The sequence below is a fragment of the Proteus sp. G2626 genome (assembly GCF_009915985.1).
GTDB classification, from domain to species: domain Bacteria; phylum Pseudomonadota; class Gammaproteobacteria; order Enterobacterales; family Enterobacteriaceae; genus Proteus; species Proteus vulgaris.
In genome coordinates, this window is the sequence record NZ_JAABNH010000027.1 from 224,478 (window position 1) to 247,420 (window position 22,943).

The following is a 22,943-nucleotide window of genomic DNA, read 5'->3' on the forward strand; positions in this document are numbered from 1 at the left end:
ATAATAAAAAATAAGTTAGAAAGCTAAGATTATCATGAATTAAATTCTAATAGGCTTTTTGCCTAAAATAGCGACAGTATTATCAGGTGATGTTAATTCTAAAAGGCCTTTATCTAATCTGGTTAAAAATACTTTTTCTTGTAATAAAGCCTCATTAAAAAAACCGCCAACAGAAAACATAGCTGACGGATATTTTTCAGAAAAATTAGAATGCTTGGCGGAAAATTTCAATAATCTCTTTTTCATTACCTTTACGTGGGTTAGAGAATGCATTACCGTCTTTAAGTGCCATTTCCGCCATATATGGGAAATCAGACTCTTTCACACCCAATTCACTTAAATGTTGTGGAATGCCAATATCCGAAGAAAGGCGGGCGATAGACGCAATAGCTCGTTCAGCAGCATCCATTACGGATAATCCTGTCACGTTTTCGCCCATAAATTCAGCAATATCTGCAAATTTTTCTGGATTAGCAATTAGGTTATAACGTAATACATGTGGGAGTAATACAGCATTAGCCACACCATGTGGCATATCATATAATCCACCCAACTGGTGAGCCATGGCATGAACATAGCCGAGGTTAGCGTTATTAAATGCCATACCTGCTAAAAGTGAAGCATAAGCCATATTTTCACGGGCTTTCAGATTTGTACCCAACGCCACGGCTTGACGTAAGTTGCGAGAAATTAAACGGATTGCTTGGATCGCTGAAGCATCAGTGACAGGGTTAGCATCTTTCGAAATATAAGCTTCAACTGCATGAGTTAAAGCATCCATACCCGTTGCAGCAGTCAGTCCAGCAGGTTTGCCAATCATTAATAGGGGATCGTTAATTGAAACAGCAGGGAGGTTACGCCAGCTAACGATAACAAATTTGACTTTTGTTTTTGTATTGGTCAGAACACAATGGCGAGTCACTTCACTGGCGGTACCTGCGGTTGTATTCACGGCAATAATAGGGGGAAGTGGATTTGTTAGCGTTTCAATTCCAGCATAATTATAAAGGTCACCTTCATGCGTTGCTGCAATACCAATACCTTTACCGCAGTCATGTGGGCTACCGCCCCCGACGGTAATTATCATATCGCATTGTTCTTTGCGGAACATTGCAAGACCGTCAAGTACGTTAGTGTCTTTTGGGTTAGGTTCAGTACCGTCAAATACGGCAACATCAATGCCCGCTTCTTTTAAATAACCAATAGTTTTATCTACGGCACCTTCTTTGATAGCTCTCAGGCCTTTATCCGTTACTAATAGGGCTTTTTTACCGCCCAATAATTTGCAACGTTCGCCAACAACAGAGATAGCACCTGGGCCAAAAAAGTTAACATTTGGTACCAAGTAATCAAACATACGATAGCTCATAATAAACCTTCCAATATCAGAACATTATTTAGAAAAATTAAAGTATTAGTGCATTCTCACCCCGTAGGTTATTAAGTCAAGAGAGGTAGCTCATCAATAAGATGAAACGATTCATTTAACTTTGCTTCATTTGATATAAGTCAACAGGATATGCTCCTTTAATAGAGCATGATTAAGTAAAAACACATCCGCCAAAACATATATGTTTTGACAGATGTATTTTGCAGGTGTACGTTAGAGCCTATTAAAGAAAGGAGCAAATATGGAACCGTTGCAATTATTTAAGATATTAAGTGATCAAACAAGACTAGATATTGTGTTGCTACTTAAAGCATCCGGCGAGTTGTGTGTTTGTGACATTTATACAGCCTTAAATTTATCTCAACCTAAAACGTCTCGCCACCTAGCTATGTTGCGAGAAAGTGGACTGTTACTTGATTCTAAACACGGAAAATGGGTTCATTATCGTTTGTCTCCTACATTACTATCGTGGGTAAAAAATATGATTGAAATCACCTATGAGGCAGAGAAAAATCGGGTATCAGATTTGCTTCGAACGATTGAAAAGAAAGGAGCCGTGAGCTGCTGTTCTGAATAAAATTTTTTAATTTAACATATATGAAAAATCAGATATGAGGTATCGATATGAAAAAACTAGAAGTCTTTGATCCCGCATTATGTTGTAGCACAGGTGTTTGTGGCACCGATGTTGATCAAGCATTAGTTAATTTTGCTACTGATGTTGATTGGTTAAAAAAGCAAGGGGCGAATATTCGACGTTTCAATCTAGGGCAAGAGCCCATGGCATTTGTTAATAATTTAAAAGCAAAAGCATTTCTTGAAACCGCGGGTACAGAAGCCTTACCGCTTATTTTACTTAATGATGAAGTTGTTTTAACGGGTCGCTATCCCAAACGCAGTGAATTAGCAAGATGGTTTGGTATTAATTATACAAATGACAATAAACCCGATGTGAAAAGTAGTTGTTGTGGAAACAATAGTGGTTGTTGTTAAAGGAGAAATATTGTGAAATTTATAGAAAATGCACCAAATTATCTTTTTTTTACGGGAAAAGGTGGTGTAGGTAAGACATCTATTTCATGTGCAACAGCGATTAAGCTAGCAAGGGGAGGAAAAAAAGTTTTATTGGTCAGCACAGATCCTGCTTCTAATGTTGGGCAAGTATTTTCACAAACTATTGGCAATAGTATTAAGCAAATTTCACTTGTACCCAATCTTTCAGCCATAGAAATAGACCCGCAAGTTGCGGCCAAAGAGTACCGAAATAAAATTATTGCTCCCATTAAAGGCAGTTTACCTGACGCCGTTATTCAAAGTATTACAGAGCAATTATCAGGCGCCTGTACTACGGAAATAGCCGCATTTGATGAATTTACAGGGCTACTAACTAATAAAGAAATCACGGGTAAATTCGATCATATTATTTTTGATACCGCCCCAACGGGTCATACAATAAGATTATTACAACTACCTGGCGCCTGGCGTGATTTTATTCGTGATAATCCCGATGGGGCATCTTGCCTTGGGCCTATGTCTGGATTAGAAAAACAGCGTGCGCAATACAGTCTGGCAGTTGATGCTCTGAGTGATAAACAGCTAACACGATTAATACTTGTTGCACGACCACAATCTGCTGCACTTCGTGAAGTTGCACGAACGTATACTGAACTATCTTCTCTTAGTGTTAAAAATCAGCAATTAGTGATTAATGGTGTTTTTCCTGAATCAGCCGTTTCTGTTGATGATGAATTGTCAAAAGCACTTTATCTTAGAGAGCAAGTTGCAATACAGAATATGCCCGAAATCCTTCAATCGTTACCAACAGATACACTTATGTTACGTGTACAAAATATGGTGGGAATTGAAGCGTTAGCTCAACTTTTGTCTAATCAAGGATCAGAATTACCCTTGGTTAAAAAATCTAATGCAGATTTGATGTTGCCGAAATTATCCTCTCTAGTTAAAGAAATTGCAGAACAGAAGCATGGCTTGATCATGTTAATGGGAAAAGGCGGCGTAGGAAAAACGACAATAGCAGCCTCAATAGCAGTCAAACTCGCAGAACAGGGGGCTGATGTTCATCTTACAACGTCCGATCCCGCAGCTCATCTCGAAAACACATTAAAGGGGAGTTTACCGAATTTACAGGTCAGTCGAATCGATCCGATAGCGGAAACAGAACGTTATCGTCATCATGTCCTCGAAACAAAAGGTAAAGATCTCGATGCTGAAGGGCGAGCATTATTAGAGGAAGATCTTCGCTCTCCATGTACTGAAGAAATAGCTGTTTTTCAGGCCTTTTCTCGGATAATCCGTGAAGCTAGTCATCGATTTGTGATTATGGATACGGCTCCGACTGGCCACACATTGCTCTTACTAGATGCCACCGGTGCTTACCATAAAGAAATTGCAAAAAAAATGGGGGAAAAAGGCCATTTTCTTACCCCTATGATGCAATTGCAGGATCCAACACGAACGAAAGTGATTATCACGACGTTAGCTGAAACAACTCCCGTTCTTGAAGCCGAAAACTTGCAAAATGATTTGATACGAGCAGGTATTTATCCGTGGGCATGGGTGATTAATAACAGTCTATCTACGACAAAAACAACGTCACCATTATTACTTTCTAGAGCTGAACAGGAAATACCACAGATTGAAAAAGTGGTTAACTCGCTTGCTAAACGAGTGGCCATTGTTCCACTACAGGAACAAGAACCGGTGGGTGTTTCAGCATTAAGCAGACTCGCGGATTAATTTTATTTCTAGCAGAAGGCGCTTTAAATTTGCTTTCTGATTGAGGTTTTTATGTTTATCGCCTTATTAATATTTATTTTGACAATCACTTTTGTTATTTGGCAACCCAAAGGATTGGGGATTGGTTGGAGTGCCACAATGGGTGCGTTAATCGCACTATTATTAGGTGTCATTAATCTCCAAGATATTCCTGTGGTTTGGAATATCGTCTGGAATGCAACCGCAACATTTGTTGCTGTTATCATCATTAGCCTTATTCTTGATGAAAGTGGTTTCTTTGAATGGGCTGCACTTCATGTTGCAAAATGGGGCGGTGGTAAAGGACGGCTTTTATTTAGCTATATCATCCTGCTCGGAGCATCTGTTGCAGCACTTTTTGCCAATGATGGTGCAGCACTGATTTTAACACCTATAGTCATTGCGATGTTGTTAGCGCTTGGATTTAGTAAAGGTACAACATTAGCCTTTGTTATGGCAGCAGGGTTTATTGCAGATACAGCAAGTTTGCCTTTAATTGTTTCTAATTTAGTCAATATTGTCTCAGCTGATTTTTTTGATATCGGATTTACAGAATATGCTTCTGTAATGATCCCTGTTGATATAGCGGCTATTATTGCAACGTTAATTATGTTGCATTGGTTTTTCCGCAAAGATATTCCTCAGCAATATGACACATCAAAATTAGCGATGCCTGCGACAGTAATTAAAGATGTGAAAACATTTAAAGCAGGCTGGTTGGTATTGCTTCTTTTATTACTTGGTTTTTTCATACTAGAACCTCTAGGTATACCAATTAGCGCTATTGCAGCAACAGGTGCAGTCATATTGTGGCTTATCGCGGCACAAGGAAAAACGATTAATACTCAAAAAGTTTTACGAGGAGCACCTTGGCAAATCGTGATTTTCTCTCTGGGTATGTACCTAGTCGTTTATGGTTTGCGCAATGCTGGTTTGACTCATTATCTATCAGAAATACTCAATGTGTTGGCAGAAAAAGGAATATGGGAAGCGACACTAGGTACGGGATTTATCACCGCATTTTTATCTTCAATTATGAACAATATGCCAACCGTTCTTGTTGGTGCCTTATCAATAGAAGGCAGTAATGCAACCGGTTTAATTAAAGAAGCGATGATTTATGCCAATGTTATTGGTGCAGATCTCGGCCCCAAAATTACCCCAATAGGAAGTTTGGCAACATTATTGTGGCTACATGTTCTATCACAAAAAAATATGACCATTACATGGGGCTATTACTTTAAGACCGGCATTATTATGACCATTCCTGTGCTAACAGTGACATTAGTTGCATTAGCTCTTAGGCTTACATTAATGAATTAGTGGTGACAATATGAATAATATTACAATCTATCACAATCCCCATTGTGGCACTTCGCGAAACACACTTGAAATGATAAGAAATAGTGGTGCAGAACCAACAATTATCTATTATCTCGATACGCCACCATCGAAACAGATCCTAAAGAAACTCATTAAGGATATGGGGATAACAGTTCAATCATTATTAAGAAAAAATGTTGAACCCTATGAAAAGCTCGGCCTTGGCGATATTAAGGTGACGGATGAACAGCTTATTGATTATATGTTGCAATATCCCATACTGATCAATAGACCTATTGTTGTCACTCCATTAGGAACTCGCCTATGTCGACCTTCTGAAATAGTATTAGATATTTTACCCGAAAAGCAAAAAGGGGCTTTTTCAAAAGAAGATGGGCAACAAGTTGTTAATGATAAAGGTGATAAGTTGGTATAAATTAACTTTTTTAGTTATATATTCCTCTCTATTTTAGTATAGAGCACATTATAAGGATCCTGCCTTTCAGCAAAGTTGAAATGTTCTTATTTATACCTGTATTATTGTAGATATATCGAATTATCTTCTGGAGAAACTCAATTGCTAACGGTTTGGGGTCGTAAAACATCATCTAACGTACAAGCTCTCATGTGGTGTATTGGAGAGTTAGGATTGCCTTATCAGAGATATGATATTGGGCATCGTTATGGTGGAACTGACACTGACGAATTTTATCGTTTGAATCCAAACCGTACTGTTCCTGTGTTACAAGATGGTTGTAATCCTCCATTATGGGAAACAGGGACAATATTGCGATATCTGGCTAATCAATATGGAACAGGGCATTTTTGGCCTAATAATCTACTGGCGAGAACAGAAGTTGACCGATGGATGGAATGGTCAAAGTTAAATATCGCTCTGGCATTTACAGCGCCTATCTTTTGGCGTGTTGCTCGTACGCCAAATGAATTGCAGGATGCAGAAGCAATTAGATTAGCTATTGACCAATTTGAAAATAACTTAATGATTGCTGAAGAGATACTCGCTATTAGAGATTATTTGGCGTGTGAACATTTTTCACTTGCAGATATCCAATTTGGACATGTTTTATATCGTTATTATGATATTGATATAAAGAGAAAATCACTACCACACATTGAAGCTTATTATAAACGAATTCTTAAGAGACCTGCATATCGTGAGCATGTCGCTATTTCGTATGATGAACTTCGGCCAGCAACAAAGTAACAGCCAAAATGTCATATCAGCGATATGTCTTATAATTAAGTCACTCAAATCAACTTTGCTGAAGTTGTGATATCTAAAAAGATATTATTAAAACTCTTTGTGAATGAAGAAAAAGCATTGGCGAATAAGCCTTAAGTTAAGAATGAATCAACATAATCGATCAGCCTAAAACAGAGATTTCAGTGTCTATCAGTATTTAGATACCAAAGTTCGCATAATGTATATTATGTTAAATTGAATAGGTAACGTATTATATGTCCTACCTGTTTTTGTTATTTCTGAAAATTGGTTTTACCCCGCCTATTTTTCTTCTTTTCTTTTTACATTAAAATATTGAGTCAACGCTTTATAACCTTTCTTGCTGATCGTGACTTCTCTATATCCTTGATGTCGTATTAACCATGCCTGTGCTTCTGCATAATTAAGAAAAGTGGCACCAATTTGTCCTCCTAAATGAAAACGGCGTTCACTCCAATCTAAACATGGACAGCAAATATTGCGTGCATGTTTTGTATGTAACTCAATACCTATATTTTTAAATTGTTCAACACCTAGCGCAGTAATAGCATGCCCATCTTCTGTTATCCATTTTTGCCGACAAAGCGAATCATAAATATCAACAGCGATTTCACCCGCTAAATGATTGTAACAAGTTCGTGCTTTTCTTAGATTTTTTGGGGTTGTGATTTTCGCCTGTGAAATATGATTAGGTGAAAAATACATAAGATTTTCAATGATTTTTGCAATTTCATCGTTAGCTAATCGGAAATAACGATATTTTCCTTGAGATATTACAGAAATCAGGCCTCTACTTAGTAACTTGGATAAATGACTACTGGTTGTAGAAGCAGAAATATCAGCCGCAATACCCAATTCAGTGGCTGTCCACGCCCTTCCATCCATCAATGCGCAGAGTATTTTGACTCTGGAAATATCAGATATTGCAGCCCCTACGGTAGCTATTGCTGACTCTACTGAGTGCTGATATTCCGATTTTATTTCTGATTTAGTCATTTGATATTTCAACTCTTTGATAGCGTATTATTGGAGTAATAACATTATTGTAGCAAGGATATGCGTCTATTTAATGACGGGCTTCTGTGTTAAATGAATATTCTCGAGTAAGGGAAACAATACTAATTTTGTAGAAATCAAAAATAGACTCACGACCCTCTTTTTGTGCACTTTTATGTGAAATATTTATCTTCCATTGTAAAATGGCCTCTTCAGTTTCCCACCAAGAAAGTGATAATAATTTCCCTTCTGTCGATAAGCTTTGAAAGCGCTCTATCGAAATGAATCCTTCAACATCCATTAGTAATGCTTTTAAATCAGCAGCTAAAGATAAATAACGTGCCTGTTTTCCGGGTTTAATTTTCACTTCAAATATTACGGCAATCATTTGTGCTCTCCTTTATTTAGTGAGAATAAGTATATTCAAAAAAAAGAACCACATTTCGATAACTGTTGAAATGAATACTAAAAAGTTACCTTATTTGTCAGTTTTGCGTGCTTTGGCTTTAAACAGTAATGTTATGCAACAATGACAGAGAATGGAGGCAGCGCTAAGTGAAATTTTTACACACCTTATTCTTATTTCCGGTGGCTTGCTGAGTATGATTTTGACTTATAAAAGAACAAATTGATAACGCTATTAGACTGTAAACGGTTTTTTGTTCATTTTTTTTGTTCCCTTAAAGCAAATGTTTTAAATAGTAATGAAATGAACTTAAGCTACAATTTAATAAGCCCACTAAAATAAAAATAAAAACTTACTTGCTTATTTTTTAATTTGTTTAAAAAAGAAATAGTTATCTGTATTGCTGATAAAGCACGGTACGCTCACGCCTTTTATTTAACAAAAGGATTGATTCTTTTTAAATAGGAAATCAAAAATCATGAATAAAACTTTCGCGTCTGAAATATTTATCAATGGTGAGATCCATACTCTTGATAGAGAAAAGCCTATCGCTCAAGCGATAGCTGTCCATCAAGGCAAATTTCTTTTTATTGGTTCAAATGATGAAGCGTTGCAGTTTCAAAATACAGAAACAAAACTCATTGATCTAAAAAACCATATTATTATTCCTGGGCTTAATGATTCACATCTTCATCTTATCCGCGGTGGATTAAACTATAACCTTGAATTACGTTGGGAAGGCGTACCTTCTCTTTCTATTGCTCTTGATATGCTAAAGTCACAAGCACAAGTGACACCGTCACCACAGTGGGTGCGTGTTGTTGGTGGTTGGAGTGAATTTCAATTTGCAGAGCGCCGTATGCCAACGCTGGATGAAATTAATGCGGTTTCTCCAGATACACCGGTTTTTGTCTTACACCTCTATGATAGCGCATTGCTTAACAAAGCCGCATTGCGTGCGATTGGTTATACCAAAGAGACACCTAATCCACCAGGGGGAGAAATTCAGCGTGATGAACATGGTAACCCGACTGGATTATTAATAGCAAAACCCAACGCTATGTTGCTCTATTCTGCATTAGCAAAAGGCCCTAAATTACCCCTTGAATATCAAGTCAATTCAACTCGTCAATTTATGAGAGAATTGAATCGTCTTGGTGTGAAGAGTGCAATTGATGCCGGAGGTGGTTTTCAAAATTACCCTGAAGATTATCAAGTCGTAGATGAGTTAGCTAAGAACAACCAATTAACTATTCGTATTGCTTATAATTTATTTACTCAAAGACCCAAACAAGAGTTTGAAGATTTTCAACAATGGACATCAATGGTATCACCTGGCGATGGCAGTGATTTCTACCGTCATAACGGTGCAGGTGAAATGTTAGTTTTTTCTGCCGCCGACTTTGAGGACTTCTTACAACCAAGGCCTGACCTTCCTGAAAATATGGAAACGGAATTAGAAAAAGTGATCCGTCATTTAGTTGAGCATCGCTGGCCATTTCGTTTGCATGCTACGTATAACGAATCCATTAGTCGCATGTTAGATGTCTTTGAAAAAGTGAATAAAGAGATCCCTTTTGATGGATTACATTGGTTTTTCGATCACGCCGAAACCATCAGTGAAAAAAACATTGAACGCGTTAAAGCACTTGGCGGTGGATTAGCTATTCAGCATCGGATGGCGTTTCAAGGTGAATATTTTGCACAACGTTATGGCACAAAAGCACTGAAACAAACACCGCCTGTTGCCAAAATGCTAAATGCAGAAGTACCTGTTGGATTAGGTACGGATGCAACTCGTGTTGCTAGCTATAATCCGTGGACAGCGCTTTATTGGTTAGTGTCAGGGCGTACCGTCGGGGGTATGCAAATGTATGACAGTGATAATCGTTTAGACAGAGATACTGCGCTTATGTTATGGACAATGGGAAGTTCGTGGTTTTCTAATGAACAAGGTAAAAAGGGGCAAATTAAAGCAGGTCAGCTTGCCGATTTTATCGCCCTTTCAGCGGATTATTTTCGAGTACCTGAAAATGAGATCAAAGCGATTGAATCACTTTTAACGGTAGTGGATGGTAAGATTGTGTATGCCAATGGCGCATTCTCATCATTAACGCCCCCTTCTATTCCTGTATTACCCGATTGGTCTCCAGTGATCAAAGTCCCAGGACATTACTCTTATTTACAACAAGAAACAAAAACGGCGGTGTTAAATCAGTTACATCAATGTTGTGGTGCTTGCCATGTTCATGGGCATCAACATGATATTGCTCGCCAATCATCCATTCCTATTTCAGATGATAATGCATTTTGGGGCGCTTTAGGCTGTTCTTGCTTTGCATTCTAATTTTTATGATAACGAGGGTCGGTAATGATTTACTGACCATCTCAAACAAAGAGAGATAAGACAATGGCAACGCAACGTGCCTCTGCATGGTCACCCTTACGTAATCGTGTTTTCTTCATATTATGGATGGCAACGCTATTTTCTAATATTGGTACTTGGATGAATGATGTGGGCGCTGGTTGGTTGATGACAAACCTAAGCCCCGATCCCGTTATGATTGCGGCTATTCAAGCCATGACAACATTACCTGTTTTCTTATTGGCGCTTCCAGCAGGTGCAATTGCTGATATTTTTGATAAACGAAAATTACTTATTTTTGTCAATATATTGATGCTTTGCGCGGCTTCATTATTGGCAGTTCTGGTCTATTTCGATGTTATTAGCATTGGCTGGTTATTATTCATTACCTTTGTTTTAGGTTCTGGAGCGGCATTTTTAGGCCCAGCATGGCAAGCGATTGTGCCGAGTATTGTTGCACCAAATGAATTAAAATCGGGTATTGCCTTAAATAGTATGGGAATTAATATTAGCCGTGCAATAGGCCCCGCACTTGCTGGTATTTTAATTTCTCAAGTGGGTCTTTATTTACCGTTTTTACTTAATGCCCTAAGCTTTATTGCTATTATTCTTGCTGTATGGTGGTGGGACGGTGAGCAAAAAGAAGAAGGTAAACTCCCTGCTGAGTCTGTTGTTGCGGCGATGATTTCCGGTTTACGCTATGCGCGTTATAGTCCCGCACTGATTAAAACGATTATAAGAGCCACCAGCTTCTTTATTTTTGCCAGTGCTTATTGGGCAATGTTACCGCTAGTAGCACGGGTATCATTACACGGGGATGCCACATTATACGGTTTATTAACTACCAGCATTGGTATTGGTGCAGTGGGGGGCGCATTTAGTTTATCAACATTACGTGAAAAACTAAGTACTAGTACATTAATCGCTATTGGTACAATGGGGACAGCGTTGGTGTTATTTATTTTTGCCAGTGCGACTTCAAGATATCTTGCTATTTTCGCCAGTATGCTTGCAGGATTTAGTTGGATAATCACCCTTTCTACATTAATGGTTTCAGCACAAACGGCATTGCCTAATTGGGTACGAGCTAGAGGCCTTGCACTCTATTTAACAGTATTTTCTGGTTCAATGGCATTAGGCTCTCTTGTTTGGGGGCAAATTGCCTCACATACCTCTGTGACAGTAGCCTTATTGTGTGCAACCGTCGGGATTATTTTAGTTTGGTTGTGTGTTTTACGTGTAAAATTAGAACATGACAACATTAACTTACAGCACTCAGAACATTTTACTCTTGATAATGAACTTATTGAAATTACAACGGATAAAGGCCCTGTATTAATTACTGTAAATTATCAAATTGATGCAACTCATCGCGAACAATTTCTCAATTTAATGAATCAACTAAAAACAGTTCGGCTAAGAGATGGGGGTTACTCATGGGGACTTTTTGTTTCATCTGATGCCATTATGGAAAAAGACACTCAGACTTATATGGAAACCTTTATGGTAGCCTCGTGGGCTGAACATCTTCGTCAACATGATCGTGCGACAATGGATGATAAACAGTTGCAACAACAATTAGATAAAATAATTAGTAATAAAAAAGCGACACACTCTTTTTCTGCTTTTTCGCGTTCGCGCAAAAAGTAATTAACCTTTTACCAAGTCATTAAGCCTATCGAATAAATTAGCTTAATGGCTTGGTTTAATAAGCTAATTATTGATACTCCCACGACTTTCTTGTACTCTGCACCGCTTCTTATCTTGAAATTTTAATAAAACAACATACTTGAGAAAATCATGACAGGACATATTTCTAAAGATCCGCTACATGGTGTCACACTTGAGATGCAGGTAAATGCGCTGGTGGCCAAATATGGCTGGACTAAATTAGGTCAACTGATCAAGATCAACTGCTTTAGAAGTGATCCTAGTGTGAAATCAAGTTTAAAGTTTTTGCGTAGAACTCCTTGGGCACGTGCTGAAGTAGAGGCGCTCTATCTTGATTCTCTTGAAGAAGATCTTGATGATGTGATTGAAGTTATCGATCACTCTGATTGTGATCCTTGGGCAAATAGCCGTCGAAAGTAACACTCAATGAATCAATAAAATAGTGCTGATAGTATCATTATCACTCATCCCTAAACTCTTTGGGTGTCATCCCTAATTCTTTTTTAAAGATAGAGTAAAAATATTGTAATGATGGGTAGCCACACATTACTGAAATTTCTTGGATTGCAAGTGTTGTGGTAGTTAATAAATTTTGAGCACGTTTGAGTTTTTCTTCATAAATAACGGTGTGAATTGTCTTACCAATCTCTTTTTTAAAGCGTTGCTCTAAATTAGAACGCGACATATTAGTTTTTGTCATGCTTTACCTAATACTTGGCACTTAATGTCGGTGATGTTGAGTGCAGCATCCTGCCTTGATTGGGTATGCAAAGTAACAGGTATTGAAAGCGTAAGTGCGATGTTTGAAGAAGTTGAACACGCGACTTTTGTTGATAGCCCTCTACTCTTTTTGCCTTATCTTTCCGGTGAACGGACACCTTATAACAACCCGAATGCGAAAGGTGTATTTTGGGGATTAACCCATGAACATCAACGTGTCGACTTATGCCAGGCTGTTCTTGAAGGTGTGAGTTTTGCCTTACGACAAGGGATTGAAGTCGCTGATAATGCTGGACAATTAGCCAATAACATTACCTTAATTGGCGGTGGTGCCAGAAGTGAATATTGGCGACAATTGCTTGCAGATATTACAGGAAAAACCCTTGATTATCGTCAAGATGGTAATGTTGGCCCTGCGCTTGGTGCTGCAAGACTAGCACAATTAGCGGTAAATCCCGTACATTCATCACGGGTTATTCTTTCTCAGCCTAAGCTTGAAAAACGCCATACACCCAATTTAGAAAGACATAAAGCATACGAAAAAAAATATCATGCTTTTAAAAAGTTATATGCATTAATTGATACAATGGAAATACAATAGGAAAACTGGTATTGATTATTAGTGATGTATTACTTGCACCATTAGACGCTTTATTAGGTGTTGTTGTTCAGAGTACTCGGAATTTATGGCTTAGCCCTGATAAATATACCAGGGCTAATTAAAAGATTAACGGTATCCGCTACGATGATTTTGGGCAGACCAACTGTAGGTTTCATCACTTGGGGTTCGTTTTTGTTTCTTTTTGAGGGTTTGTGCTTTTTTGGTGGCTTTTTCAACTTCGAGGGAGATTTCGGTAATAATGGAATCTTTGACTTTATTCATTTCGGCATTAGTTAATTCTCGCCCTAATTTTTTTCTTTCTTGACCTATTCGGGTTCTTACTCGCATTTGTTGGGCATCTGTCATTTCTTGGAGTGTCAGTTTCTTCATGCTATTACCCTACCTATGTTGAGTGAGGAGTCTTTAATATAACATCATTAAAGTGCCTCACCATCACTATATTTTAAATTCTTATTACATTGAAAATGCATTACGCCGAAATAAACGCGTAATGCATAATGATAAGTTGAAATGAGAGAGTTAAGCTAATTGGAGAAATGCGCTTTTAAAACTATCAATATCTTGCTGTGTTGTTGCCCAAGAAGTACAAAGGCGTAAACAACTCAAGTTAGGTTCTTCAAGTAAAACACTATGGAAAACAAACTGTTGAGTTAATTTTTCTGCAATAGTATTAGGTAGAATAACAAATATTTGGTTAGATTCTGGAGGGGCTAAAAAATCAAAACCTTGTGCGGTGAAGAATTCCGTTAATTGCGATGCCATGTCATTAATATGTTTGCCTAATTTAAAATAGAGATCATCATTAAATAATGCTTCAAACTGGGCACCTAATAACCAGCCTTTAGCTTGCAATCCCCCTTTTTGTTTCAAGCTAAAACGAAAATCAGCTTTCAATGTCGGATGACAAATGACTAGGGTTTCCGCTGACATTGCACCAATTTTTGTGCCACCAATATAAAAGGCGTCTGTTAAGTTTGCGATATCTTCAATAGTGAGATCGCTTAGTGCAGACATAAGCCCTGCGGCTAAACGAGCACCATCAAGGTACAACCACAAGTTATGCTCATTACAGAAATTACGCAGTGCTTGTAGTTCTGCTTTGCGATAAACCGTACCAATTTCGGTAGCATTTGTAATATAGACAAGCTTGGGTTGTACCCAATGTTCATCGTTATGTTCAGCAAGAATGGATTTTAATAATGCAGGCGTTAATTTACCATCCGCCGAAAATGTGGTGATAACTTTATGCCCAGTTGCCTCAATCGCGCCTGTTTCATGTGTAGCGATATGTCCAGTACTGACAGAGATAACAGCTTGGTGTGGACGTAAAAAATGAGAAATAGCCGTTAAGTTGGTGATAGTACCGCCATTAAAGAAGTGAATATCAGCCTCGTTTTGTGCAATACGCTGTTTTATTAATTTAGCGGCCTGATGACAAAGTGTATCCATACCATAACCATCATAGCGTTGCCCCACTGTATCCGTGATTGCCTTCATGACCGCAGGATGTGCAATTTCATTATAATCATTTTGGAAGCGGTACATGTTTTCTCCTATTAAATGTTGTGTTTTTTATTGTGCTTGATAAAGAAAAAGCGCTCTACATCTAATCAATACGTTGATTCAATGTAAAGCGCTTTAATATATTGAAAAATTAAGGCATTTAAAACGGATTATTTACGGCTTATTATTTAAAACAAACTTCGCCCCAACGAGCTAATCCTGCAGTAACGGAACCAAAATCATTCCCTTTCACAATAGGAATATTAGGTAGTTGCTGTTCTATCGCCTGAGATAAAATAGGTGAACGCGCGGACCCTCCAGTCATAAAAATAACATCAGGTTTTACACCACTTTGACGAACAGCGTCATTTACTAATTCAATCATTTTACTTTTTGGTGACTCAATAGATCCAACCATTTGTTCTCGCGCAATAGTGCACTCTAATGTTTCGCTTAATAAGGTGATATTAGCAATATATTCAGGAGAATCTGATAAGGCAATTTTAGCTTCTTCGGCACGTCTAACGATACTATACCCCAATGTCTCATTATACACTTCGATTAGGCGGGCTATTTTCTCAGGATCTTTAGCATCTCGTCTTAGCTGATTTAATGCGGCTAGGTTTTGACGAGAATAAAAATCTTTTTGTGCTTCTACATTATTAATCGCAATAGGATCCCAGAACTGTTTCAGCGGTAATTTAATACCTGAAGAAGTTAATCCGGTCATACCAAATAAAGGCATAAGTTGTTTAAAAGCAAGGTAAATATCAAGATCATTACCACCAACACGTTGCCCGCTATGAGCAAGTAAGGTGTTTGAACGATCCGTTTTACCTTGATAGCTAGGGCCCATCTGAATTAATGAACAGTCCGTTGTACCACCGCCAATATCAACTACTAATACCGTTTGGTCTTTAGTTAACGTTGATTCATATTCAAGCCCTGCAGCCACGGGTTCAAATTCAAACATAATATTCTTAAAGCCCGCGCGTTTTGCTGCTCGAATAAGGATACTTTCTGCTTGTTTATTTGACGCTTCACCACCTAACCCATTAAAGTTAATCGGTTTGCCAATAACAGTATCTGTAATCGCTTCTTGTGTGCTTTTTTCTGCTTGATGTTTAATATTGGCCATCATGGCGCAAACTAAATCTTCAAAGAAGCTAATTTGTATATCATGCAGGCCCGAAGCCCCTAAAAAAGATTTAGGTGATTTAACGTAATAGACATCACGAGGATCACGCAGATATAAACTCAATGCAGATTGTCCAAAAAGAATATCTTCAGGGACTAATTCAATATCCTCTTCTCGATTAAATGCAATCGATTTTCTGAGTAATTGTTCGCCAATCTCACTGGAAGGTTTAATATTTAAATGGCGAAATAAGTGCTCAGAAACAGATTCACGGGTTGGCGCACAAAGGGTTGAAGGAATATAGACATCATTACCTTCTAAAGGCAAAAGAATCGGTTTTCCCTCTTTCATGATTGCAACAGAACAATTTGATGTTCCGTAATCAAAGCCTATAAACATTCAACCTCCCCAATAGACTTCATTAAAAAAAGACTGAGCACTCTACCTCAAGACTTTTGCAATTACCACCAGATTATAAAGTCAAAAAGAGTGTCAATGAGACAAGTAATTTAGTGTATGGGGGGCTTAACTGTTATTGGCACGATAACTACCTTTAGGAATATGGCTATATTTTTTACCTCTTTGATAAAAAATCCACTCTAAGCCAGCTTGATATAAAGTTGTACATCAAGCTCTGGGTACTTTTGCATAAATAAAGGCATTATTTTAATAGGTATTTTATTGATTGCTGGTGGTGTATTAATAAAATTTACTAAGCAATTTAAATAAAAATAAAGGGAGGTTTATCCACCACCCCTTTTCTATTTTTGACTAATAAAGTTATTACTGAAATTGGATATAAAGTAATTTTTATCACAACTCATCGTTATTGTTAGGTTGGGTTTTAATCCCCCTAAATAGCAGTCAACCGAGTCGGTAAATAAATGGAATAAACATCCTACTGCAATGGCTTTTAATTTCCATGAGGGTAAAAACCATATACCCAAATAAACCAAAGCGGCCCAACCCGTGTGTAATGGATGAAATCCAACGCTACAACGATTGGGATCAAAAATAGGTGTTGCTAGCAAATGGTCAATATCAATGGCCATTGTTCCGATCATAAGCAGTGAGGCTATCTTCCAATCCTTACGCCAGAAAAAATAACCTAATAAAATGGGTGCCAGAAAATGTAAGCTGTAGTGTAAAATTGTTCTACTGATTTCAAATATCACAAAATCTCCGATTCTCTAAAAATATTTGTCATTTAATTACCAAATAGTTGTTGTCTTTTTTATTTGAACTAAATTTAAAGGAGTTGTTTATTTAAGGAATTTATAATGAAACGCAATAAAATATTGGTTGGTCTGTTATCCTCATTACTCGCTGTTTCTATGGCAAGTGAAGCCTGCTCTAGTTTGGCGATACTCGATAAAAATAACAATGTTTATCAAGGTAGGACACTTGAACTGACCGCTGATTTACCTTCATGGGTCACCTATTATCCTAAAAATACACAATTCACAAAGAAAGCTCCTAATGGTGAAGATAGTCTAAGTTATAGCAATAAATATGACATATTAGCCGTTACAACAGATATCTTTTTTGATGGCGATGATCATAACTTATTACAAGGTTTAAATAGTGCAGGTTTATCATTTAGCGCAAATATGATAACAGACGCTGAATTATCACCTCTTGATAAAAAGGATTATGATAAAGCTATTCCTGTGACTTCGCTAGGTGAATGGGCATTAGCTAATTTCTCAACGGTCGAAGAAGTACAAAAAGCAGTTGAATCAGGTTATTTTTGGGCTCCTGTATTAAAAAACTTTGGTAACTTAAAATCCCCTTTTCACTATGCTTTTTATGATAAAAAAGGAGGCAGCATTGTTATTGAAGCCACAAACGGTAAATTACATGTTTATCAAAATCCAACCCGTGTAATGACAAATGGCCCAGACTTTCCTTGGCACTTAACTAACCTTAACAATTATAGTCAATTAACGAATATCGATAAATCTTCAGGAAAACTTGCAAATATCAATGTAGTACAGCCTGATAGTGGTATTGCAACATCTCAATTACCCTCATCAGATACGTCTGTCGGTCGTTTTATTCGTGCCGCTTATTTTTCAACCTACGCACCTAAAGCGGGATCTACATCAGAAGCGATGAATACCCTAGCGCACATTATGAATCGTTTTGATAGAACGAAAAATATCACGGCTGATGTTATGGGAGAAAGTCAAAGCACTAGTAGCCAGCTACAAACAGAATACACTGTTTGGACTACGCTATCTGATTTAACGAATGGTGTGATGAAAATAAGAGGCTATAACAATATAAATTATACCGAGTATTCTCTTTCACAATTTAAAGATATGAATAAACCTGTTTTTGAACAGATTAACTTGAATAAATAATCTTTTATCGTTGTATTAGAGGTTGGCGAATTATTAATACCGCCTCTAATACAATAACAAAAAGCAAGTATTCTAGCGTGATACTGAATTAGGCAATGCTTTATCGATTTCGCCTAATGCAAACGCTAAATCAACAGCTGCAATTTGTGATCCTGTATAAGCATCAATTTGAGACATTTGTGCATTTAATAATGCAATCTCAGCGGTATTAATGTCGGTTACGGTTCCCAACCCATTATGATAAAATTCAACACTAGCGGTATATGTTAATTGAGTCGTCTCTACTAAATTTTTAGAGGCTTTATTTGCCTCAAGTGCTGACTTGAGTGTATTTTCACTTATTGAAATCTCTTTTATCGCCATATCTTGGCTTTTACGTAAATTTTCTTGCGCTAATCGGATCTCTGACTGTGCATTTACCATTCGAGACTGACGCATTCCGCCTTCATATAATGGAATACTGACTCCAATCAGGATATTAGAAGATGAAGTTCTTTGGCTAATATCGGGCAATCCCTGCACATCAAAGCTACCTGTTCCTCCTGCAAGCGCGCCAGCAAGATAGACTTTAGGAAAATAGTCTGATTTGACGGAATCAGCAGCTTTGATGGCCGCTTGCTGTAATTCATATTGCGCTAAAACATCGGGACGCTGTGCAAGTGCTTTTTTGATCACATCATGAGTTAATGGTGAAATATCATCAGGAAGTAAATTATCATCGGCATAATTAACGGTTATTTTTTCAAAAGGTGATGCTCCAATAGCAGACAGTAAAATTTGATATTGATCTTTTTCATGACCTTTGGCTAACACGTTTTGTAATTCAACTTGTGCGACTTGTTGTTTAGCTAATGCGACATCTAATACCGTTGCTAATCCCTTCGCTCTTTTTTGTTCAACGGCATATAAAATGTCTTTGCTTCTCTGGAGGGCATTTCGAGTGATACTCACTTTTTTTTGTGCTGCACCATAACTAAAATATGCAACGGAGACATCATGAATAATTTTCTGATGCATCAGATTAAAATTAAGGTTTGTTGCTAAAGAAGTATGTTTAGCAGCATCAACTAATGCCCCTCGCTTACCAAAATCAAAAATAAGCCATCTAAATGTGAGTGCGGGAATAAAAGCACTACTCGATGTTTTTATATCATCAATAATAGGATTTTTAGGTAAATCGATTTTCCCATGTTGATACCCTGCTAGTGCAGTTGCTGTAATAATTGGCAAATATGTGCTTTCTATCATACCAATATCAGTTGCTGATTTTTTTGCTAATTCCCACGCAATACGTGTGTCTGGGTTATTTTGTTGTCCTAAATCGATAAGATCAGCTAATGCATAACTGGATTTAGTTGTTTTTTCTTGCGTTGGCGATAAATATTGCTCAGTAGATGAAGAAATATATTTTGTATTATCATAATTAATAGGTTGTTGAGAATACGGTTTAAATGAGCTACTCGTATCAATACAACCAACAAGTAATAGGCTTAACAGAGAGGACAGAATATTTTTCTTATTATTAATGACTAAATTTATCATTATGATTTTTCTCTTATTAAATGTTTAAATACACGCTCTCTTTCATTTGTTGGTAATGTTTTTAATTCATTATTAAGAATCGATTTTTTAAATTCATCCTTTGATTCTTCATTGATTTGTGAATAAGAGAGTTTATCTTCAAAAATAAATTTATGAGCGTAATTATGATAACTAATGTAAGAAATTTTATTTAATGATGTTTTGAAAAAAAATGTTATATTCTTATTTCTTGCGCTATCTTCTTTTTCGAAAATGAGTAAGTCTATATTACCCTTCGATTGTGTAATAGATTCATTTACGGATGAAACTAAATCTAACATATCATTTTTATTTGTCGAATATCTTAATTCAGTATAATTATCTAAAATAGAACTAATTTGTTTGTATATAGTATTAATAATACTTGTTGGCCATACTTTTGTGAAAATAATATACATCACGATATTACCCAACAAAATCCCTAGAATACGATCAGACACCACATTCATATCAAAGCTAGGTTTAAATCCGTGTAATGTTGTTAATAAAAATGCTAACCCAACTTGTACACCAGCATAAGAGATACGCTCATTACCAACAGCAACCCATGCTGCGGGCAATAGACAGAAAAATATCAGTACCATCAGCTCAAAAACATCAGATAAATTAGGGATAATATAGAGCAGTGAAATCATGCCAATTAGTGCTCCAATTAGACAACCAGTGATCCGCAATGTTAATTTATGGACTGTTTCACCAACAGATGTTAATGCCACGACATAACAAGTTATCATTGCAGTATGAATACCCTGCCATTTAAAATAATCATAAAAAATATAACATAGAATTGCGGCTATCGTAGTTTTAATCGCAAAGTATTTATGGTTAGGATTTGTAAATGCATCACTAACAAAAAAAGGTGTTTTTTTCTGTACAGACTTAGTTTCTCTTTTATTAAATAAAATCTTATCAAAAGTATTTAATAATTGAAGTTTACTTATTTTATTTTGAGTTTGTTGCTTATCTTTTATTTTGTCTATTTGATGATGCGTGAAGCAATCGACAAGATCTAAACATCTTTTAGAAAGAAGAAAACGTATAGAAGCTGGAGTGTTTTTATCAAAAGTTAACGACATAATTAATATCTGATAAGAATTATCAATTATATTCTCTAACCAGTGAATATCCTCTCTTCCTCGCAAATAAAATATTTTTATAAACATTAAATAGCGTTTACATTCTGTTTGGGTACTCAGTAATTCACTGATTTCGAGTTGGCTTTCTTTTCTTCCTAAAAAGAAATCGCTTGCGGTAGAAAAGCGTGAGGCGATTCTGTTTAACAGTAATTTTCTAGGGCTAATACCAACAAAAAAATTAAATAAAATAACTAATAGCATTGGAGATACAGCCATCAGTAACGCATAAAGTAGTGCTCTTGTTGCAACATCCCCTACGGGTACATCATCAATTAAAGTCATTAAAAAAGCGATAACTAAAGCAACTAAATTACCAATATCACCAAGGCTACTTGCAGATGCTAAATACATAAAAACGGCTGAGAATAAAGCCATAAAAAAGAAGCGTAAAATAATATTTTGTATTGTGAGGTTAAAAAGTAAAAAAATAACACACACTACAATAGAACATAAAATAATAACGCCAATAGATAATAATATATTTTGTACTGCATCGGCTTTGATTAAATAAATAATTAGATAGCAACTTATGGCAGATTCGGGAATTTCATAGATCATCGCAATAGCAGCCATTAAGGCGCAAAGCAGTGCGATGCGCCAAGTTGTCGCTAAACGAAAATCAAAAGGCAACAAGTCTTTTTTAACTTGTTTCACTATGAGGGACGGTTTAACAATCATCATCGTTAGCTATTATATTGACAGTGGCTGTAGCCCCAACCCGCATAAGATCTTCTGGTGGATTGGTGATTGTGACTTTAACAGGAAACCGTTGTTGAACTCTAACCCAATTCAGTGATTTAGGTACATAAGGCAAGTCCCTTGGGATATTAATAAGGTCAGTTGACATGATCCCTCGGCTAATTCCTTCTACTTTACCTTTAATGGGGTGTTTATTGTCAATCATTGAATAAATAACCACACAACTACCTATTTTTATATTATTTAAATCTGTCTCTTTAAAATAAGCTGAAGCATACCAAGTATCCGTGTCAATTAAGGTAAAAACAGATTGCCCAGAAATAATAAATTCTCCCGGTGACAGCACTAATCCAGCAACATAGCCATTACTTGGTGCTTTCACCTCTGTGTTACTTAATTCCCATTCAGCCATTGCCAGTGAGGTTTTTAAGGATTTCACTAATGCTACTTCTGAATCGGTATTATTAATTAAGGCCTCTGAGGCAACGTTTTGTTTTTGTGCTTGTTTTAATGTGACTTCTGCATCATGTTTTAATGTTCTTGCATCATCAACTTGTTGTGCAGTCACAAACCCTTTTGCTAATAACGGCTCTAATCTATGGAGTGACTGCGTCGCTAATAACAAATTGACTTCAGCACGTTTTATTTGCGCTTCAGCCACTTCTGAATTTGATGTTTCTGCAATAATAATACGTTGTTTATTATTTAATGTTGCTTCAGCAATCATGAGTTGCTCTTTTGCTTGCTGAACTCTCAATGCATACATGGTGGGGTCGATTGTAAATAATAAATCCCCTTTATTGACCTTACTATTTTCTTTGACATATATAGCGCTAATTCGTCCTGGTACAGTTGAAGATATGTTAATTTTATTAGCATCAATTATTGCATCTTCACTGAGTGGATTTAGCGCTGATAACTGAATATTTTTCCACAATAAGATGAGCGTGATCATAAAAACAATCACAGTGATTATAATAGCTAGCTTTTTTTTGATTTTTTTATCCAT

The 22,943-nt window shown here is 36.8% G+C and carries 21 protein-coding genes and 2 pseudogenes; 11 read left to right on the top strand and 12 right to left on the bottom strand.

Going from position 1 to position 22,943, the window contains the following annotated elements:
* Positions 1–39: 39 nt before the first annotated feature.
* Together GWJ05_RS13595 and dhaT are read right to left on the bottom strand one after the other, a co-directional pair.
* Positions 40–231 carry a hypothetical protein gene (locus tag GWJ05_RS13595; RefSeq protein ID WP_036936999.1) on the bottom strand — a complete coding sequence of 64 codons (192 nt, stop codon included), beginning with the start codon at positions 229–231 and terminating at the stop codon, positions 40–42.
* On the bottom strand, positions 206–1,369 hold the full coding sequence (gene dhaT / locus GWJ05_RS13600) for a 1,3-propanediol dehydrogenase (RefSeq protein WP_036936996.1): 1,164 nt from the start codon (positions 1,367–1,369) through the stop codon (positions 206–208). Before dhaT ends, GWJ05_RS13595 begins: the two co-directional genes overlap by 26 nt.
* A 262-nt stretch (positions 1,370–1,631) precedes the next feature.
* On the opposite strand from dhaT, the gene GWJ05_RS13605 reads away from it, so the two are divergent.
* The 6 genes from GWJ05_RS13605 (at position 1,632) to GWJ05_RS13630 (ending at position 6,713) form a co-directional block, all read left to right on the top strand.
* Positions 1,632–1,967 (top strand): metalloregulator ArsR/SmtB family transcription factor, encoded by a 336-nt coding sequence (locus GWJ05_RS13605; RefSeq protein WP_087802464.1) that lies wholly within the window; start codon positions 1,632–1,634, stop codon positions 1,965–1,967.
* Positions 1,968–2,014: 47 nt separating this feature from the next.
* The gene (gene arsD / locus GWJ05_RS13610; protein ID WP_036936992.1) at positions 2,015–2,383 is read left to right on the top strand and encodes an arsenite efflux transporter metallochaperone ArsD; all 369 of its coding nucleotides are present in this window, start codon (positions 2,015–2,017) and stop codon (positions 2,381–2,383) included.
* A 12-nt stretch (positions 2,384–2,395) separates the two neighbouring features.
* Positions 2,396–4,147 carry an arsenical pump-driving ATPase gene (arsA, locus tag GWJ05_RS13615; protein ID WP_161681446.1) on the top strand — a complete coding sequence of 584 codons (1,752 nt, stop codon included), beginning with the start codon at positions 2,396–2,398 and terminating at the stop codon, positions 4,145–4,147.
* A 51-nt stretch (positions 4,148–4,198) separates the two neighbouring features.
* Positions 4,199–5,488, top strand: a complete 1,290-nt coding sequence (locus tag GWJ05_RS13620; protein WP_036936989.1) for an arsenic transporter — start codon at positions 4,199–4,201, stop codon at positions 5,486–5,488.
* Positions 5,489–5,498: 10 nt separating this feature from the next.
* On the top strand, positions 5,499–5,924 hold the full coding sequence (gene arsC / locus GWJ05_RS13625; protein ID WP_036936988.1) for a glutaredoxin-dependent arsenate reductase: 426 nt from the start codon (positions 5,499–5,501) through the stop codon (positions 5,922–5,924).
* A gap of 141 nt (positions 5,925–6,065) precedes the next feature.
* Entirely contained in the window at positions 6,066–6,713 is a 648-nt protein-coding gene (locus GWJ05_RS13630; RefSeq protein WP_036936986.1) for a glutathione S-transferase family protein, read from the top strand.
* A gap of 300 nt (positions 6,714–7,013) precedes the next feature.
* Here the strand turns inward: GWJ05_RS13630 and GWJ05_RS13635 are convergent, their stop codons facing one another.
* On the bottom strand, positions 7,014–7,727 hold the full coding sequence (locus GWJ05_RS13635; RefSeq protein ID WP_036936984.1) for an ArsR/SmtB family transcription factor: 714 nt from the start codon (positions 7,725–7,727) through the stop codon (positions 7,014–7,016).
* Between the two features lie 70 nt (positions 7,728–7,797).
* On the bottom strand, positions 7,798–8,115 hold the full coding sequence (locus GWJ05_RS13640; protein WP_036936982.1) for an antibiotic biosynthesis monooxygenase family protein: 318 nt from the start codon (positions 8,113–8,115) through the stop codon (positions 7,798–7,800).
* A 496-nt stretch (positions 8,116–8,611) separates the two neighbouring features.
* Between GWJ05_RS13640 and GWJ05_RS13645 the strand changes: the two genes are divergently transcribed.
* From GWJ05_RS13645 to GWJ05_RS13655, 3 genes are all read left to right on the top strand, one after another.
* On the top strand, positions 8,612–10,480 hold the full coding sequence (locus GWJ05_RS13645) for an amidohydrolase (RefSeq protein ID WP_161681447.1): 1,869 nt from the start codon (positions 8,612–8,614) through the stop codon (positions 10,478–10,480).
* A 63-nt stretch (positions 10,481–10,543) separates the two neighbouring features.
* The gene (locus tag GWJ05_RS13650) at positions 10,544–12,148 is read left to right on the top strand and encodes an MFS transporter (RefSeq protein WP_087802453.1); all 1,605 of its coding nucleotides are present in this window, start codon (positions 10,544–10,546) and stop codon (positions 12,146–12,148) included.
* Positions 12,149–12,298: 150 nt separating this feature from the next.
* Positions 12,299–12,589 carry a VF530 family DNA-binding protein gene (locus GWJ05_RS13655; protein ID WP_036936975.1) on the top strand — a complete coding sequence of 97 codons (291 nt, stop codon included), beginning with the start codon at positions 12,299–12,301 and terminating at the stop codon, positions 12,587–12,589.
* 40 nt (positions 12,590–12,629) lie between these two features.
* On the opposite strand, the pseudogene GWJ05_RS13660 reads toward GWJ05_RS13655, so the two are convergent.
* A pseudogene (locus GWJ05_RS13660) lies at positions 12,630–12,854 on the bottom strand (helix-turn-helix transcriptional regulator); the annotation flags it as partial.
* 3 nt (positions 12,855–12,857) lie between these two features.
* Here GWJ05_RS13660 and GWJ05_RS13665 point away from each other — a divergent pair.
* Positions 12,858–13,490: pseudogene (locus tag GWJ05_RS13665) on the top strand (FGGY-family carbohydrate kinase); the annotation flags it as partial.
* Positions 13,491–13,616: 126 nt separating this feature from the next.
* On the opposite strand, the gene GWJ05_RS13670 reads toward GWJ05_RS13665, so the two are convergent.
* The 4 genes from GWJ05_RS13670 to GWJ05_RS13685 all read right to left on the bottom strand — a co-directional run bounded on the left by GWJ05_RS13670 (position 13,617) and on the right by GWJ05_RS13685 (position 17,327).
* A complete protein-coding gene (locus GWJ05_RS13670; protein WP_036936959.1) occupies positions 13,617–13,880 on the bottom strand; it encodes a DUF3811 domain-containing protein in 264 nt (87 codons plus the stop codon).
* 150 nt (positions 13,881–14,030) lie between these two features.
* Positions 14,031–15,056, bottom strand: a complete 1,026-nt coding sequence (locus GWJ05_RS13675) for a threonine aldolase family protein (protein WP_161681448.1) — start codon at positions 15,054–15,056, stop codon at positions 14,031–14,033.
* A 142-nt stretch (positions 15,057–15,198) separates the two neighbouring features.
* Positions 15,199–16,551, bottom strand: coding sequence for a molecular chaperone (gene yegD / locus GWJ05_RS13680; RefSeq protein ID WP_036936953.1), 1,353 nt, complete (start codon positions 16,549–16,551; stop codon positions 15,199–15,201).
* 362 nt (positions 16,552–16,913) lie between these two features.
* Complete coding sequence (locus GWJ05_RS13685) at positions 16,914–17,327, bottom strand: DUF6122 family protein (RefSeq protein WP_036936949.1); 414 nt, start codon at positions 17,325–17,327, stop codon at positions 16,914–16,916.
* Between the two features lie 102 nt (positions 17,328–17,429).
* Here GWJ05_RS13685 and GWJ05_RS13690 point away from each other — a divergent pair, with 102 nt between their 5' ends.
* Positions 17,430–18,518 carry a linear amide C-N hydrolase gene (locus tag GWJ05_RS13690; RefSeq protein ID WP_036936946.1) on the top strand — a complete coding sequence of 363 codons (1,089 nt, stop codon included), beginning with the start codon at positions 17,430–17,432 and terminating at the stop codon, positions 18,516–18,518.
* 72 nt (positions 18,519–18,590) lie between these two features.
* Here the strand turns inward: GWJ05_RS13690 and GWJ05_RS13695 are convergent, their stop codons facing one another.
* From GWJ05_RS13695 to mdtN, 3 genes are read right to left on the bottom strand one after another with little or no spacing between them, the layout of a single operon-like run.
* Positions 18,591–20,060: a TolC family protein gene (locus GWJ05_RS13695; RefSeq protein ID WP_036936943.1), complete on the bottom strand. Its 1,470-nt coding sequence runs from the start codon at positions 20,058–20,060 to the stop codon at positions 18,591–18,593.
* Positions 20,060–21,916: an FUSC family protein gene (locus GWJ05_RS13700; protein ID WP_087802450.1), complete on the bottom strand. Its 1,857-nt coding sequence runs from the start codon at positions 21,914–21,916 to the stop codon at positions 20,060–20,062. The genes GWJ05_RS13695 and GWJ05_RS13700 overlap by 1 nt, the downstream gene beginning before the upstream one ends.
* On the bottom strand, positions 21,903–22,943 hold the full coding sequence (mdtN, locus tag GWJ05_RS13705; protein WP_161681449.1) for a multidrug transporter subunit MdtN: 1,041 nt from the start codon (positions 22,941–22,943) through the stop codon (positions 21,903–21,905). Before mdtN ends, GWJ05_RS13700 begins: the two co-directional genes overlap by 14 nt.

Bases quoted from the DNA above. Each gene is read 5' to 3' on its own strand.
- dhaT (WP_036936996.1), bottom strand. From the start codon at position 1,369: ATGAGCTATCGTATGTTTGATTACTTGGTACCAAATGTTAACTTTTTT.
- GWJ05_RS13605 (WP_087802464.1), top strand. From the start codon at position 1,632: ATGGAACCGTTGCAATTATTTAAGATATTAAGTGATCAAACAAGACTA.
- arsD (WP_036936992.1), top strand. From the start codon at position 2,015: ATGAAAAAACTAGAAGTCTTTGATCCCGCATTATGTTGTAGCACAGGT.
- GWJ05_RS13620 (WP_036936989.1), top strand. From the start codon at position 4,199: ATGTTTATCGCCTTATTAATATTTATTTTGACAATCACTTTTGTTATT.
- arsC (WP_036936988.1), top strand. From the start codon at position 5,499: ATGAATAATATTACAATCTATCACAATCCCCATTGTGGCACTTCGCGA.
- GWJ05_RS13635 (WP_036936984.1), bottom strand. From the start codon at position 7,727: ATGACTAAATCAGAAATAAAATCGGAATATCAGCACTCAGTAGAGTCA.
- GWJ05_RS13640 (WP_036936982.1), bottom strand. From the start codon at position 8,115: ATGATTGCCGTAATATTTGAAGTGAAAATTAAACCCGGAAAACAGGCA.
- GWJ05_RS13645 (WP_161681447.1), top strand. From the start codon at position 8,612: ATGAATAAAACTTTCGCGTCTGAAATATTTATCAATGGTGAGATCCAT.
- GWJ05_RS13650 (WP_087802453.1), top strand. From the start codon at position 10,544: ATGGCAACGCAACGTGCCTCTGCATGGTCACCCTTACGTAATCGTGTT.
- GWJ05_RS13655 (WP_036936975.1), top strand. From the start codon at position 12,299: ATGACAGGACATATTTCTAAAGATCCGCTACATGGTGTCACACTTGAG.
- GWJ05_RS13670 (WP_036936959.1), bottom strand. From the start codon at position 13,880: ATGAAGAAACTGACACTCCAAGAAATGACAGATGCCCAACAAATGCGA.
- GWJ05_RS13675 (WP_161681448.1), bottom strand. From the start codon at position 15,056: ATGTACCGCTTCCAAAATGATTATAATGAAATTGCACATCCTGCGGTC.
- yegD (WP_036936953.1), bottom strand. From the start codon at position 16,551: ATGTTTATAGGCTTTGATTACGGAACATCAAATTGTTCTGTTGCAATC.
- GWJ05_RS13695 (WP_036936943.1), bottom strand. From the start codon at position 20,060: ATGATAAATTTAGTCATTAATAATAAGAAAAATATTCTGTCCTCTCTG.
- GWJ05_RS13700 (WP_087802450.1), bottom strand. From the start codon at position 21,916: ATGATGATTGTTAAACCGTCCCTCATAGTGAAACAAGTTAAAAAAGAC.
- mdtN (WP_161681449.1), bottom strand. From the start codon at position 22,943: ATGGATAAAAAAATCAAAAAAAAGCTAGCTATTATAATCACTGTGATT.